The organism is Thermanaerothrix daxensis, assembly GCF_001306145.1.
GTDB classification, from domain to species: domain Bacteria; phylum Chloroflexota; class Anaerolineae; order Anaerolineales; family Anaerolineaceae; genus Thermanaerothrix; species Thermanaerothrix daxensis.
On record NZ_LGKO01000003.1, the window covers coordinates 77,511 to 91,895 of the forward strand.

Consider the following 14,385-nt stretch of genomic DNA (forward strand, 5'->3'; position numbering starts at 1 on the left):
GACCTAGCCCAAACGCTGGCGAATCTGGCTCTGCAATGTGCCTAAACCCTTCACCAGATCCTGAAGACTGCCAAAGGCCCCCAGTTCCAGCGGTGCTTCAGCGTAAGTTTCGCCCACCCGCAGCATCACCTTAATGTCCTTCAAACATATCTTGCCCGAACCACGCGAGCCCAGTCCCCCGAGGTAATCGTCTTCCAGTAACTGCAACCCCTCAACCAGGGTGCGCAAGCGTTCGATGTCTTTGTGAACGCGGCAACCATCGCCATCATAGAGACTATAGACCAATTCTGCCGGGCCGAAAACCGTGCCCGCCGGCACGCGCTCCATCTGGCGTGGGTTCGCCTTCGAGGTCACGCGATCAATGGAGACCTCCGCCTTGACCTCGGTGTAGGGCAGATCCGTGCGTCCGCTCTCTTCCAGTGCCTTGGCACTTGCCTCGGTCATTTTCACATCCCGCACCACCAAACGGGTGGGAGTGGCAAAATCCCGTTCTCCGGGCACCCCAAAAACCTGACAAACATCGCAATTAGAATATTCATCTTTCTGATCGCAGGAATGAATGTATCCCTGCCCGATGCGCTGGTTTTGAGGCAACCCCTTATATTTCTCCAACAGGCTGCGCACCTTGCCTTTAAGCGAAGAGCCAGGAATATACGGACGATTGGTTAAAGGATCACGGATGACCGTCTTATCCACACCACCGATCTCAATCCCACTTTCAGTGCCTCCAATATGCAGTCCCGTTACCGCTTCAATGTTGAAGGTGATAAAAACCCGCCCTTTGAGTTGGATTTGTTTCCCGTTGGCCATGACATCCTCCTCATTCTGAAAATTACTTGCCGCCATAGGCCTGGTGGTAGGCCAGGATGGCTTCGAAGAATTGAACAAAGTGGTTGAAACGCTGTTCTTGGATCTTTTCGTCTTTTGCCTCAATGACCCGGTCCAGTGCTGGCTCCAGTACGCTCACCAACTCTTTCACTGCCTTGCCCCGCTCTTTGCGTGCGCGGTAACGCATTTTGGGCTTGAGCAAGATCAGACGACGGCGGGCGAGTTGACGCTGGTCTCCGCCCAGGCTCCATTGAGCCTGAATCTGACGCACCTCCCCAAAGAGCGCACGAATCTGGCTGGTGGTGAGTTCAGCCTCCTGCAACTGCCTGCCCAGATCATCCGCCACCTTGACCAGCGTTTCTGCCCCATTGGGATCGGTAATAATGGTTTCAATCTCTTTTGAACTAACGGGCATGGTTAACCTCCTTTTGACTTGATCTCACTTCCTCGTCTTTAACTCTGCCCAGCGTGCAGCCAGGCCCACCCACTCAATCCGTTGATGAAACGTAGCCCGCATTTCACTGCGCAAAGTGCGCAGATTTTGCAACAGCTGCTCCTTCTGGTACATCCGCTCCATGCGCGCCAGGTAGTACTCAAACAACCAATTCCAGGGTCCCCAAAATGCTTGAGGACGGCGGTCGGCCCCCAGATCCTTTCCAGCGCGGCGGCGTTTCTCGATCTCTTCCTGGTAGCGCTCATCCAAACGGATTAACAGGCGCACAAAGGCACGGTTGGCGCTTTTATCTTTCAATAACCCCTCCAGAAACACCCGCGTATCATAAGCCGTTTCAAACGAAACAGATTCTTGCAGCAGGTAGCCAAAGCGCGACCAGGGTAGCGCCCGTCCCAGGAAGCAGATGGCATCTTTTTTATGGGCCTTTCCTCCTTTATCCCACCATTTAAGGCTCTTAGCGCGTTCCTCGGCCTGGCCGGCATCACGGGCTCCCTGTGCCAGCGGGTATTTACCGCTGATCAGCACCACCCCAGCACTGGCATGTACGCCAGGATGTCCGGCCGCATAAGGGATCAGGTCACGCCGAATGTCCATAGCCAGTTCCACCACCTGATCCCATGCGCCCACAAAGAAGAGATCGTCTCCGCCGGAATAAATGGCGTACACACAATCTCCGTGCTTGCGGTTACGCTGTTGCGCCAGCACCCCCACCCAGCCCTCGAAGTAAAGACCAATTGCAAAACTGAGCGCAGCCACCCGGGAGAGGGTTGCCTTCTGCCCTAGCCCCTGGGAGAAAAGATGGCCCAGGTTGTCCACATCCATACGCAATACTCCCAGGCGCTTAATCCCCTCCGCTTGCATTTCCATCAATGCAAAAGGCTTGATCGAACCCTCTTGCAGATCCTGGCCGGTTTGCTTCTTATAGGCCTCACCAAACCCTTGAACGTCCTCCCTCTTAACAATCGGGCTGACGTTGACCAGGAAACGCCGCCCTACGGCCACGTTGGAGGCTGGACGCACGCTTTTTAGGCTGGCTTCGTCCAGCGCCAGCACCAACCGTCGGCCTTTGGGCGGATGCAAGCCGTTCAGGGCTTGCTCAATATGCACATGCAGTCCCATACTGCGCAACACCTCGCTCCACGGGCTGGAACGATCTCTGAGTGCTAATGAGGTAGGCGGTGTGGGTAGGGTTGGTTCAAAATCCCACACCAGATAACAGGCCTTACGTAAGGGATCGCCCACCTCTTTTTCAAATGCCAGGCAAGCCTTGCACTTACGCACCCCTGGCTCATATACCTCGACGTCTTCATACTCACGACCACATACCTGGCATTCCGTTGCTTCATTACCTCCATGCCCCTGAGGCGCAAAGAGGGAGAGCAGATCCTTCGGCGCCAACTCAGAAAAACGGCGCTGCTTGGCTGCCTGAAGGTGCTCCCCCAGTTCCTGCCAGCGGGCGCTGATACGGCCGGCGAAGAAATCACGTGCTGGCAAGGCCAGGCAAGCCACTGCCATATACAGGTCGCCCCGGTGATGTGTGTAGAGGATATGACTGAGATCCCGGCGGATCTCTTCCAGTGCTGTCTTGTCGCTAGCGCGTGCTAGGAGGTAAAAATTTCCCCCACCCACGTAGACAAGATTTGTGATGGGCAGGTCCAGACGGCGCAGGATATAACGCGCCGTCGCCTCGGTGAGCAATTGCAGGTAGAACGAACGCCCGCGCAGGGCGCTGGTGGCGCCCCGGCTGGTAATGGTGTAGATAAAGTCCTGCACTCCCGAAAGATCACCCCCCACCAGCAAAGCCACCTCGGTATCTTGGGATTCGGGGGCCTGCGCCAGAGCCATCAACTGCCCATCCGAAAGATCCGTCCCCGCCAGCACCGCAGCCAACGCTGCCGTCATACGACTGTGGTCGTACAGGCTAATATCCGGCAGACTACGGTAATACGCCGAGGGAACACTCCAAAAATAGCGCTGCATGAGCAAGAGCAAAGTTTCCAGATAAGTTTCTAAATCCCCCCCATTGGAATGAGCCTGCTTCAAAGTGAGTGCCTGATTTTTGAAATCCCCCCACAATTTGCCATAGGCTTGCGCAACCCTTTTGGAGTCCCATTCAGCCGCTGGGAACCATTGTCCAGCCGTCGCCCCATCGTTCAGATCAAGCGGGCGCAACGGCCAGTACAACGAATGGGGATTATCTTCTCCGTCCGCCTGAATGACACTAAAGATGGAGAGCAATTGCTTGGGTTGGGTCGCGGGCTCATCCTCTTTTTCGGTTTCGGTGCGCTCCCCGGAAGAGAGGCGATCCGCCAGGCGTACAATGTAATGCTCGCGTTGGTAAGGACGGTGGTGTTGGCCGGCCCAGTGCTTAATCTCCTCGCCCCCTAGTGTGGGCGGCACAAGCGTTGCCACCACATCATGGCTCAATAGTGCATGCAGGCGTCCGTAATCTTGCTTAGCCTCTGCATCCCAGGTGCGCGAGGCACCGGTATCCCCCGCACGCAGAGCCACCTTCCCAATATCATGGAGCAGGCCGGCCAGGGCCAGTTTCAGGGCACGTTCGCGGCGATCCTCACTCATGCAGCCTCCTTTCGACCCTCAAAAATGGTACGATGCCCGCCGGTAAGTCCTGCACCCCGTGTGGTTCTCCCCCTCGCAGCAACCCCCGTACGGGCATCCTTAAATTTAGTCACTTCCTTTCCATTCGTCATGCGGATTTTCCCGTATTTTCGGAATTTTGATACTGGAAATACAATCCCAGCAGCGCCACTAACTGCGCCCGGTTGACATTCTCCAGGCCCCAGTGCACCGCCGCCTTGGCATACGCCGAGCGCAGATGCTGCTCCACCGTGCGCCGCGAGAGATGCAGCGCCCGCGCCAGCGCTTCATCGCTCAGCCCCTCGCGCACCAGCCGTGCCACCACCCGCCGCTCTCCCTGGGTGAGATCCCTCTCCACAAACGTCTGCGCTTCACGCACGCGTTTTTCCAGGTCCAGCCGCGCCAGGCGCTCCAGTGCCTCATAGGGATCTTCCACCGCGCGTAGATGGGTCAGCGCGGGCGAAAGCGCCTCACGCAGCGGCACCGGAATGGGGATCAGGTGCACGTCGTCCCCACGCTGTGGGTGCAGACGACGGCTGGTGAGGAAATCTCCCCCCGAGTAGAGATGCCACAGGTGATCCCCCTCATCAAACAGCAACTGTGCCGTCACCAGCGCAAACACGCTCAGCGTCTTGCGCCCGCCTGCCAGCAATAAATGCAGGCGCTCCCCCTGCCGCTTGGCTTGCCAGACACTGCGGTAAAGCGCCCGAAACGCCCATTGAATGGCCGTAGGCGTCTCCACATCTTCTACGACCTGCCCACGCTCATCGCAAATCGGCGTCAGGTGCAGAGCGATGCGCCCGCGGTAAGGCGGAGCGGCAAATGCCTCGCGCAGAGCGTTTACGGCCTGCTCGATGGCCGCGTTCCCTCCGGTATGGACCACCTCCACCCGCCGCACCGCTTCATTCTGCGCCAGCAGCAGGTCCAGTCCGGCGGTTACAACCTGGGGCTCCGTACCAAGGGTGGCGATCAAGGTGCAATTGGGCGGCAAGGACATCCCCCTCCAATGACATTCCACAATAATCCAGCAGCAATGTTATTATAGCAAATCCCGCCCCGAAGCAACTTAACAATCCCCCTTCAAACCATGCCCTACCGATCCTGAAACAGATTCTGAAGCCCCAATGCGCACCGTGCCCTTTAGATGGTCCCGGGTCGCCCACTCCAACGTGCAGGGCGCATCCGCACTTCCTCACCATACTCCCTCCAGGCGCAAAAGGGGGTAAAATCATCCTGCCATGGACGAGAAGTCGCTCCACACCCTGGAATTTCCCAAAATACTGGATCGCCTGGCAGGTTACGCCGCCTTCAGCGCCTCGGCGGAACTGGCGCGCGCCCTGCGTCCCAGTGCCGATTTTGACGAAGTCAGCCGGCGGCAGACCCGCACCCGCGAAACCCGCCACCTGCTCAACCACTACGCCGAAGTCAGCATCGGCGAAGCCCGGGATGTGCGCCCGCTGGTGGAACGCGCCGCCCGCGCCGGGGTGCTGCTCGGCAGCGAGTTGCTGGACATCAAAACCACGCTGGAAGCCGCACGCGATCTGGCGCGCTTCTTCGAGCGCCACGCGGCCGAATTTCCCTACCTGGCGAGCCTGGCCGCCCGCATGCCCCCACCCCCCGGCCTGATCGAGGCCATCTCCCGCGCCATCTCCGAACGCGGCGAGGTGCTGGATAGCGCCTCTCCGCGCCTGGCCGCCCTGCGCGCCGAGATCAAAGTGGCTCACGAGCGCCTGCTGGCGCGCCTCAACGCCCTCCTCAACGACCCCAAAATTGCCCCCTGGCTGCAAGAGAATCTGATCACCCTGCGCAACGACCGCTACGTCCTTCCGCTGAAAGCCGAAGCCAAGGGCCATCTGCGCGGCATCATTCACGACCAATCTGCCTCCGGCGCTACCCTCTTCGTCGAGCCTCTCGCCGTGGTGGATCTGAACAACGCCTGGCACGAACTGCAACTGGCCGCACGCGATGAAGAGCGCCGCATCCTGGCCGCGCTCTCGGCCCAGGTTGGCGAACACGCCGAGGCCCTCATCACCCTCGTAGAGGCTCTCGCCGAATTTGACCTGGCGCTGATGTGCGCCAAATACGCCGAAGACCTGCGCGCCGCAGAGCCGGTGCTGGTACCTTTCCAAACCACCCGCCCCACTCACCCCGGCAGCACCCTGCGTCTCTACCGCGCCCGCCACCCCCTGCTCGATCCCAACCGGGTGGTGCCGATTGACGTGGTGCTGGATGACCAAACCTTTGCTGTGGTCATCACCGGGCCTAACACCGGCGGCAAGACCGTCTCCCTCAAGACGGTCGGCCTGCTGGCCCTGATGGCCCAGGCCGGGTTGCAGATCCCGGCCCAATCCGGCTCCACCTTGAGCCTCTTCGAAGACGTTTTCGCCGACATCGGCGATGAGCAATCCATTGAGCAGTCGCTCTCCACCTTTTCCGGGCACGTGACCAACATCGTGCGCATCCTTCAACGCACCACGCCGCGCGCCCTGGTCCTTCTGGATGAACTGGGCGCCGGCACAGATCCCCAGGAGGGCTCTGCTCTGGCCCGCGCCATCCTGGCCCACCTGGTGGCGCTACCGGTCACCTGCCTGGTTGCCACCCACTACCCCGAACTGAAAGCCTTCGCCCACGCCACACCCGGCGTGGTCAACGCCAGCGTGGAATTTGACCTGCAAACCCTGCAGCCCACTTACCACCTGACCCTCGGCCTGCCCGGGCGCAGCAACGCCCTGGCCATCGCCGAGCGGCTGGGACTGCCCCCGGAGATCATCGCCGCTGCCCGCGAGATGCTCAACCCCGCCGACCTGCGTGCCGAGGACCTGCTGGAAGAGATCCACCGCCAGCGCGATCTGGCCCGCCAGGCCCGCGCCGAGGCTGAACAGGCCCGCGCGGAAGCCGAAGCCCTACGTCAGGAACTGGCACGCCGCCTGGAACAAATTGAGGAGGAGCGCCGCGCCATCCTGCGCCGGGCCACCGAACAGGCCGAGGCCGAACTGGAAGCCCTGCGTCAGGAGATCGAGCGCCTACGCCGCGAACTGGCGCGCGCCCGCCTGCCCCTGGACGAGGTCAAACGCGCCGCCGAAGCCACCACCGCCCTGCAGGAACGTGCCGAAAAAGCCTTCAGCCCCGCCATCGCCCCCATCACCCCGCCCGAGCGCCCCGCCATCGGCGAACGCGTGCGCATTCGCTCGCTGGGATTGGAGGGCACAGTGGTGGCCCAAGATGACGACGAAATCGAAGTGCAGTTGGGTAACCTGCGCCTGCGGGCTGCCTTGCAGGATATTCAGCGCCCCGGCCAGGTTGAGCCGCCGCCTCCGGCCTCCCCCACCCCACGTCGCCGCAAACTCGCCCCCGCACCGGCCTCGCCCGGCCCAAGCCTCATCGCCCCCTCACCGGGCCTGGAACTCGATCTGCGGGGGCAGCGTGCCGAAGATGCACTGGTGGCCCTGGAGCGCCACCTTGAAGCCGCGTACCTGGCCGGCCTGCCGTTCGTGCGCATCATCCACGGGAAGGGCACGGGCCGTCTGCGCCAGGCCATCCGCCAGGCCCTGGGACAGAACCCCTACGTGGCTACCTGGGAACGCGGCCTGGAGGGTGAGGGCGGCGACGGTGTGACCATCGCCCGCCTGCGCAGCGAAGCGGCTTAAACCAAAGGGCTGAAAGTGCTCCGCTTGTCTTCACTTTCAGCCCTTCTCGCAGAGGGTCCCTCATGCCTCTGCCTGGGTGGCAATGCTCTTGCTTGAATTGAGTATACAAGGTCGGCGTTGCCAAAACGTGGACAAAAAGCGCTATAAGGCATGATTAAGCCACCGCTGGAGGCGTTCTTCAAAACGCGTGCGCAAGGATTCGGCAGCCACGTTTTGGAGCAAATGCTGGCGCAGGGCGTCCGCTTGCTGCCGATACATCTGCGCTGCGCCGTCATCCGCCCCCACCCGCAACGCCAACCCCAGCCCGAGAAATTCATATAGCGGAGATTGAAGATTCTTTGCGTGCTCGATCAACAAACGCGTATGGCGTACCATCAGATCGGTGGCCTGCTGAGCACCGGCGATATGGGCCTGTAAAAGATGGTAGCGCAGCACCAACGTCCAAATCTTCCGTTGCGCCGCCTCATCCGCCGCCCGCTGGGCCACGCGGCGCGCCTCCTCCAGTTCGCTCCGCACAAAATGCGCCTCGGCCAGCGCCATTTCTGCTGCCAGCGCCACATGCATCATCTCAGCGTTGCGCGAGAGTTCCAGCGCGCGGTTCAGGAAGTTCAGCCCACCTTGAGATTGGCCGCCCAGCACCAGTGCCCAACCCAGGCGGTAAAGGGCTTCCATCGAAGAATGCAGGTCCTGCGCCACCTCCAACGCCGCGCGGTATTCAGTTTGCGCCGCCGCATAATCCCCTAATGCCAGCCACAGGTCTCCTTGCGTGGTGTACACCTCCGCGAGCACCGGGTTGCGCCCCAACGAGGCCGCTGCCGCCCGTGCACGCTCCAGGGCTTCCCAGGCTGGCTGAACCTCCCCCAGATTCAACAGCACCTGAGCCCGGCACAGCCACAACCGGCCCGCCAGAGCCGCATTGCCCCAGCGTTCGGCCTCCCCCAACCCCCTCTGGCAAACCTCCAGCGCCGTCGCAAACTCACCCATCTCCAGGCGAGAAAGCGCCAACGCCAGCATTGCCCGCCCGCGGAAGCCCATCGTATCCAGGGCGCGGTTCTGCGAGAGGGCCTGCTCGGCAAAGATGCACGCCCGCTCCAGCCAACCCAGGATGTAGTACGTTTTGGCCAGCTGGTAGCGCGCATTGCCCAGCGCCCGCTGACCACTCAGCGTCTCCACCGCCTGCCCCATTTCCAGCACGCGCTGGTAGATCAGCACAGCGTCATAAAAGCGGTTGAGCAAAAGCAGTGCGGCCGCTTTGCGATTGAGCGCTTCCATCTGCTCTTCCAAATGACCACTTTTTTCCAGGTACGGGAGCGCCTGTTCTAGAAAGTTCATCGCCTGGCGTGCCTGCATGCGCACGGTGGCCACCCGTCCCAAACCGCTTAGCCCGCTCCCGATCAGTAGCGCCTCGTAGCGCCGTTCGCCGTGGCCCAGCAACGCCGCGTAACAGCGCTCACTGGTCTCCAGGTCATAGCGATTGAATGCCACCTCCGCCCACCCGGTGTACAGACGATGAATCAACTCGGGGGGTAGCGGGCGCTCCAGGTGCAGCAGTAACGCCTCCGCCCGCTCAAAAGCCCCCATGGCTTCATCACCCTGCCCCATCAGAGCCGCCTGGTAAGCGGCCTCAACCCAATAGTGGACTGCCTGGGCTTCTTCACCCCCGGCCTCAAAATGCCTCGCGATGGTCGCCGCCTCTGCGGGTGCGTACCCGGATTGCTCCAGCGCCCGGGCCGCGCGCAGGTGCAGGTACTGCAAGCGCGCCCCGCTCAGTTCCAGCAGCAGCACCTCACGAAGAAGTGGATGCTGGAAAAGATACTCACCCCGGATGTGCTCACTCGGGCGAACCAGGTAAGTGCGCTCCATCTCCTCCAGCGCCTCAATGATGACCTCAGCGGGTTCCTGCAACATGGTTTGGAGAATGCTCGTGTGGAAGGTCTCGCCCAGCACAGCCGCTGCGAGCAGGATCTGACGCGTCTGCGGGCGCAGCAAACGCAGACGTTCGTTGGCCAAAGCGCGCACACTTTGCGCTACCGGGAACGTGCCCGGCGGGTTTTCCGGATCAAGATCCGGGTGCGTTTCCATTAATGCGCGCATGGTCTCCAGAATGAAAAGGGGATTACCGCCAGTCACGCGTGCCAGCGCCTTCACCCATGCCGCAGGCGCGGGCTGACCCAGCGCATAACGGGTTATCTGCGCCACCGCCTCAGTGGAAAGCGGACCTAATGAGATCACCTTCACCAGCCAGGAGACCGGCGAGGTGGTCAGAAAGTTTTGCAGAGCCGCATTGGGCTCTTCGGGACGAGCGGCTATGACCAGCAAATTGCCGTGGGTGAAAAAGCGCTGATGAGTCAGATAGGCTAGCACATTCAAAGTCGCCACATCGCACCACTGCGCATCATCCAGGAAGAAAAGCACGTGCCCCCCGTGGCCCAGGCGGCGCAGTACCTGCTCAACTGCCGCCGCAAGGTGCACCTCACGGGTCTCCGACAGGGACGTCGCACCGGGGGGAACGTAGATGGCCAATTCAGGCAGAAGCGGGAGCAAAATTTGCAACCAGTGCGGCGACAGAGTTTGCCACTCCTCGGTGAGAACCGCCTCTTGCAAAGCCCGCCCCAGCGGGTGGTAGAGGATCTCCTTCTCATGCGCCAGCGCACTTGCCAGCACCAGACGTGGCGCCGGCTGCAAAGACTGGTAGAGTTCAAACATCAGGCGACTTTTACCGCTGCCTGCCTCCCCCACAACATCGCCACCCCACCCTGGAGCGCCAGCGTGCGGAGTGCATCCAGCACCTCATCTCGACCCACAAAGGGCACATGAAGGGTGCGCAGGCTGAACCAGGGAGCGGGTTCGGGCGGGCGAGGCTGTCGTAGCGCCAGATGCAACCGCTGACACAGCGATTGAAACTCCTCCGGCACCTCATTGATCCCCTCGGCCGCCAGATCGTTTTGCACCCGCTCACATTCTTCCTGCGCCGCTGCATACTGCCCCAAATCGCACAGCCAGCCGATCATGCGGGCGCGCAGGCGCCAGTGCGATTCGTCCATCTGCAGTGCCCGCCGCGCCCAGTGAATGGCCTCATCCAGGTCACCGCTTAGCGCAGCGTGCTCGGCCAGCACCTCCAGCGCCGTCATCAGAGCACTTTCCAGTGCGGCCGAGGTGTACGTCAGCCACTCATCAAACGCCTCGGTGGAAGGCAGTTCCACCCCGGCCAGAAAACGCTGCCCGCGCCAGAGATTGACTGCCTTACACAGACGCTGGTACACCGCCTCAGGCAGAGGGGCCGCAAGGGGCAATTTAAGGTAAATGCGCGCCTGGTGCATCAGGGTCTGGAACTCCCGCACGTCCACATATACCTGAGCGCGGTCCAGCCAGACCAGGTCTTGCGTGGTGTGAATCAGGGTCGGCAGGGGCAGTGCCGTGCGCAGTTTGCTCAGTACCTCGCGCAGGTGGCGGCGACCATCTTCTTGGTCCTCGTCCGGCCAGAAGAGATCGAGCAGGGTTTGCCGCCCCACCGGATCGGCCTGCGTCGCCAGGTAAAAAAGCAGCGTGCGTAGCAAGCGGCGCTGAATCCTCAGCGGATGCCCCCCATATTCAATTTGGGGTGGACCCAAGAGCAAAATACGTAGCGGCGGGAGAATTTCAGGTTCCATTCGAGACCCTGGCTTTCACCATTCCACTCCCACCACGCCCTGAGTCGGACTCACCAGCAAAGCCCTGGCTCGCTGTTGTGCTCGTTCCAGCGTCTCACGGGCCGCGCTCAAATGGGCAGCACTCTGCCCACCCAGCATGTGAGCCAGTTCCAGAATGCGCGGCTCACCTTCCAGCACCTGCACGCGGGTCGTGGTGCGCCCACCTTCCACCTGCTTGCGCACCCCGTAATGATGATCGCCGTAAGCCGCCAGTTGCGGCAGATGCGTCACACAAAGCACCTGATGCTGACGCGCCAGCAACCACAATTTCTCGCCCACCACACTGCCCACTCGCCCCCCAATGCCCTGATCAATCTCATCAAAAATAAGCGTCGGGATGGCATCTGCCTGAGTGAGAACGCGCTTCAGCGCCAGCATCAGGCGCGAGGTTTCCCCACCCGAAGCAATCTTAACCAGGGGTTTGAGCCCTTCGCCCGGGTTGGGGGCAATCAAAAACTCCACCTGATCCAAACCCCGTTCATCAAAGCGCACGGCGCGCCCGTCCTCCAGAGGTAGTCCCTCTGGATCGTCCACCTGATGAATGGCCACCTCAAAACGCGCACCCCGCATGCTCAAATCGGCCAGTTCGGCTTCCACCGCCCGGCTCAGGCCCACCGCCGCCTGCTGGCGCCGTGCCGAAAGCGCCAACCCCCGCTCGCGCAACTGGCGCTGAAGCACCTCGCGCTGGGCTTCCAGTTCGGCAATGCGCTCGGTGGCATGGGTGATCGTATCCAGTTCCTGGCGCGCCTTCTCCGCATATGCCAGAATGGCTTCAATGGTACCGCCGTACTTACGTTTGAGGCGCTGGATGAGATCCAGGCGTTCTTCCACCTTTTCCAAGCGGCGCGGGTTGTACTCAATTTGCTCCTGATAACGGCGCAGATCTCGCGCCATCTCCTCCACGCTCGCCAGCACCCCTTCGGCTTGCTCGCTCAACCCCTGCTGGCTTGGATCCAACCGCGCAATGACATGCAGGGCCTGAGCCACCCGCCCCAGCAAATCGGTCAGCGCAGGCGTCTCGCCCGCGCCTTCATCCAGTAGGGCCAGCGCCTGCTGAACCTGGCTGGCCAGATTCTCGGCATTCGCCAGACGATTGCGCTCCTGGCGCAGTTCTTCTTCCTCACCGGGCTGCAACGCCGCCGCTTCTATCTCGCGGATCTGAAAGGTCAGCAAATCCACGCGCTGGGCGGCATCTCGCTCGGCCTCCCGCAGGCGCTGCAGTTCGCGCTCCAGTTGGCGCCATTCGCGATAGGTCTGGCGGTAGGCCTCCACCCAGGGGGCGTTCCCGGCATAGCGATCCAGCAGGGCCAGATGCTGGCGCACATCCAGCAACGAAAGGTGCTCCGATTGACCGTGAATATCCACCAGCAGGCGACCGACTTCCCGCAGCAGGCTGAGGCTGACACTGCGCCCATTGATGCGAGCCACACTGCGCCCACCCTGGCGCAACTCCCGCGCCAAAACCACCCGCTCCCGCTCTTCATCCAGCAGATCCTCGGCTTCGAGCAAAGCCACCAGTGGCTCACGCACCGAGTCCACCATCTCGAAGGTGGCCTCGATGAGCGCTCGCTCTGCCCCACTGCGAATCAGGGTCATATCGGCGGGGCCGCCCAACACTGCCGCCAGCGCATCCAGCAAGATGGATTTGCCCGCGCCGGTTTCCCCGGTAAATACGGTCAGGCCCGGCTCCAGGGTGAGTTCCAGGTGCTCAATGATGGCAAAATTTTCAATGCGCAGTTCGCGTAGCATCCAGACCCGTCGGTTAAATCTTAATTCCGGTCAAACGATAGAAAACCGTGCTGCCAACCAGAGCCACATAAGCGCCTTGCCACACCAGCGGCCATAACGGGAACCCGTTCAGGCCGAAAAGAAAGCCCGCCACCCGCGCCAGAATCAGCACCGCCCCGCCGATCACCGCCGCCAGCGTCGCCGCGCGATACAACCAGCGCGAACGGCGCCGCCGGGTTGCCTCTCGCACGGCCTCGGCAATGATGACCCCCGCCACCGGAGCCACAAAGAGCGTGAAGAAGCCCAATAGATTAGCGATCAGACTGCCCAGGAAACTCAGCACGCCGGCAATGATGACGGCCAGCGGGTAGTCAAACCACTGGGCAGTGTCGAACACCTTCTGCTGGTTGCGGACGCAGTCCTTACAACGGTAGCCGGTTGGGGTGAGCACGGCACATTCGGGGCAAATCGGGCGTTCGCAACGATTGCAGCGCAGCAGTGTTTCACGGTCAGGGTGATTGACGCAGTAAAGAATCGTGGGGGCGTTCTGGCTCATGACTCGTTATCCATCGCGGCGGGATTGAGTTCCATATAGGCATTCAGGTTGCGGTAGAAGTAACCACGGTCTTGAAAACGCACAAACTTTACCGTGTTGTGGTTGGCTTCCACCCGCACCACATCGTCGTTCTCCAACGCCACCGGCGGCTGACCATCCACGCTCATCACCGCCTGGTGGCTGGATTGCACGGTCACGGTGACCACGGCTTCCTCCGGCAGGATCACCGCCCGATCCATGGAAAGGTGCGGCGCCACAGCCACAATGAGGATGCTGCGTAACTCCGGCGGCATGATCGGCCCGCCCACGGCCAGCGCATAGGCGGTGGAGCCGGTCGGGGTGGCCACGATCAGCCCATCGGCGATGTAGGTGCTCAGTGGGTAGCCATCCACCGCCGCCCTCAGGCGCACCGGCCGCACAATCTGCCCACGGCACACCACCACCTCGTTGAGCACGCTCCATTCGCCCAGTTTCTGCTCCCCGCGCAGGTGGGTGGCCCACAGCATCATGCGCTCTTCCAGCCAGTACTGACCGCTCAGTAACAACGGCAAACGACGCTGCCACTCTTCCTGACGCACCTCCATTAGGAAGCCAAAGCGCCCCAGGTTGATGCCCAGCACCGGGATCTGCAGGGGGGCGCACAGGTGACCCGCGCGCAGCATCGTCCCATCTCCGCCCAGGGCAATTAACACATCCACCTGCCCCGGCTGGAGGATCTGACGCAGGCTGGGTAGCGGCGCGCTGAGCACCTCTGGGTAGCCCTGGTGTTCCAGAAACTGGCGGATGGCATCAGCCACCAGCGGGGCTTCGGCCATGGTCGGATGATAACCAATCGCAAAACGCTGTGGAAGAGGGCGCGTGGTGGACATCTGTTCTTATTATACC

The 14,385-nt window shown here is 61.5% G+C and carries 10 protein-coding genes; 1 reads left to right on the forward strand and 9 read right to left on the reverse strand.

Going from position 1 to position 14,385, the window contains the following annotated elements; all coding sequences use genetic code 11:
* Positions 1–3 precede the first annotated feature (3 nt).
* The 4 genes from csm3 to SE15_RS07000 form a co-directional block, all read right to left on the reverse strand.
* A complete protein-coding gene (csm3, locus tag SE15_RS06985) occupies positions 4–810 on the reverse strand; it encodes a type III-A CRISPR-associated RAMP protein Csm3 (RefSeq protein WP_054521407.1) in 807 nt (268 codons plus the stop codon).
* 22 nt (positions 811–832) lie between these two features.
* Positions 833–1,243 carry a type III-A CRISPR-associated protein Csm2 gene (gene csm2, locus SE15_RS06990; protein WP_054521408.1) on the reverse strand — a complete coding sequence of 137 codons (411 nt, stop codon included), beginning with the start codon at positions 1,241–1,243 and terminating at the stop codon, positions 833–835.
* 24 nt (positions 1,244–1,267) lie between these two features.
* The gene (gene cas10 / locus SE15_RS06995) at positions 1,268–3,862 is read right to left on the reverse strand and encodes a type III-A CRISPR-associated protein Cas10/Csm1 (RefSeq protein WP_054521409.1); all 2,595 of its coding nucleotides are present in this window, start codon (positions 3,860–3,862) and stop codon (positions 1,268–1,270) included.
* 127 nt (positions 3,863–3,989) lie between these two features.
* The gene (locus tag SE15_RS07000) at positions 3,990–4,877 is read right to left on the reverse strand and encodes a CRISPR-associated ring nuclease (protein WP_054521410.1); all 888 of its coding nucleotides are present in this window, start codon (positions 4,875–4,877) and stop codon (positions 3,990–3,992) included.
* A gap of 241 nt (positions 4,878–5,118) precedes the next feature.
* Here SE15_RS07000 and SE15_RS07005 point away from each other — a divergent pair, with 241 nt between their 5' ends.
* Complete coding sequence (locus tag SE15_RS07005) at positions 5,119–7,527, forward strand: endonuclease MutS2 (RefSeq protein ID WP_054521411.1); 2,409 nt, start codon at positions 5,119–5,121, stop codon at positions 7,525–7,527.
* Between the two features lie 141 nt (positions 7,528–7,668).
* Here the strand turns inward: SE15_RS07005 and SE15_RS07010 are convergent, their stop codons facing one another.
* From SE15_RS07010 to SE15_RS07030, 5 genes are read right to left on the reverse strand one after another with little or no spacing between them, the layout of a single operon-like run.
* On the reverse strand, positions 7,669–10,233 hold the full coding sequence (locus SE15_RS07010) for an ATP-binding protein (protein ID WP_054521412.1): 2,565 nt from the start codon (positions 10,231–10,233) through the stop codon (positions 7,669–7,671).
* Positions 10,233–11,177, reverse strand: a complete 945-nt coding sequence (locus SE15_RS07015; protein WP_054521413.1) for an AfsR/SARP family transcriptional regulator — start codon at positions 11,175–11,177, stop codon at positions 10,233–10,235. The genes SE15_RS07010 and SE15_RS07015 overlap by 1 nt, the downstream gene beginning before the upstream one ends.
* A 15-nt stretch (positions 11,178–11,192) precedes the next feature.
* Positions 11,193–12,965 (reverse strand): DNA repair protein RecN, encoded by a 1,773-nt coding sequence (gene recN, locus SE15_RS07020; protein ID WP_054521414.1) that lies wholly within the window; start codon positions 12,963–12,965, stop codon positions 11,193–11,195.
* Positions 12,966–12,978: 13 nt separating this feature from the next.
* Positions 12,979–13,500 carry a B-box zinc finger protein gene (locus tag SE15_RS07025; RefSeq protein WP_054521415.1) on the reverse strand — a complete coding sequence of 174 codons (522 nt, stop codon included), beginning with the start codon at positions 13,498–13,500 and terminating at the stop codon, positions 12,979–12,981.
* On the reverse strand, positions 13,497–14,369 hold the full coding sequence (locus SE15_RS07030) for an NAD(+)/NADH kinase (RefSeq protein ID WP_054521416.1): 873 nt from the start codon (positions 14,367–14,369) through the stop codon (positions 13,497–13,499). Before SE15_RS07030 ends, SE15_RS07025 begins: the two co-directional genes overlap by 4 nt.
* Positions 14,370–14,385: the final 16 nt, after the last annotated feature.

Coding starts and splice junctions, on each gene's coding strand:
- csm3 (WP_054521407.1), bottom strand. CDS start 810: ATGGCCAACGGGAAACAAATCCAACTCAAAGGGCGGGTTTTTATCACC.
- csm2 (WP_054521408.1), bottom strand. CDS start 1,243: ATGCCCGTTAGTTCAAAAGAGATTGAAACCATTATTACCGATCCCAAT.
- cas10 (WP_054521409.1), bottom strand. CDS start 3,862: ATGAGTGAGGATCGCCGCGAACGTGCCCTGAAACTGGCCCTGGCCGGC.
- SE15_RS07000 (WP_054521410.1), bottom strand. CDS start 4,877: ATGTCCTTGCCGCCCAATTGCACCTTGATCGCCACCCTTGGTACGGAG.
- SE15_RS07005 (WP_054521411.1), top strand. CDS start 5,119: ATGGACGAGAAGTCGCTCCACACCCTGGAATTTCCCAAAATACTGGAT.
- SE15_RS07010 (WP_054521412.1), bottom strand. CDS start 10,233: ATGTTTGAACTCTACCAGTCTTTGCAGCCGGCGCCACGTCTGGTGCTG.
- SE15_RS07015 (WP_054521413.1), bottom strand. CDS start 11,177: ATGGAACCTGAAATTCTCCCGCCGCTACGTATTTTGCTCTTGGGTCCA.
- recN (WP_054521414.1), bottom strand. CDS start 12,965: ATGCTACGCGAACTGCGCATTGAAAATTTTGCCATCATTGAGCACCTG.
- SE15_RS07025 (WP_054521415.1), bottom strand. CDS start 13,500: ATGAGCCAGAACGCCCCCACGATTCTTTACTGCGTCAATCACCCTGAC.
- SE15_RS07030 (WP_054521416.1), bottom strand. CDS start 14,369: ATGTCCACCACGCGCCCTCTTCCACAGCGTTTTGCGATTGGTTATCAT.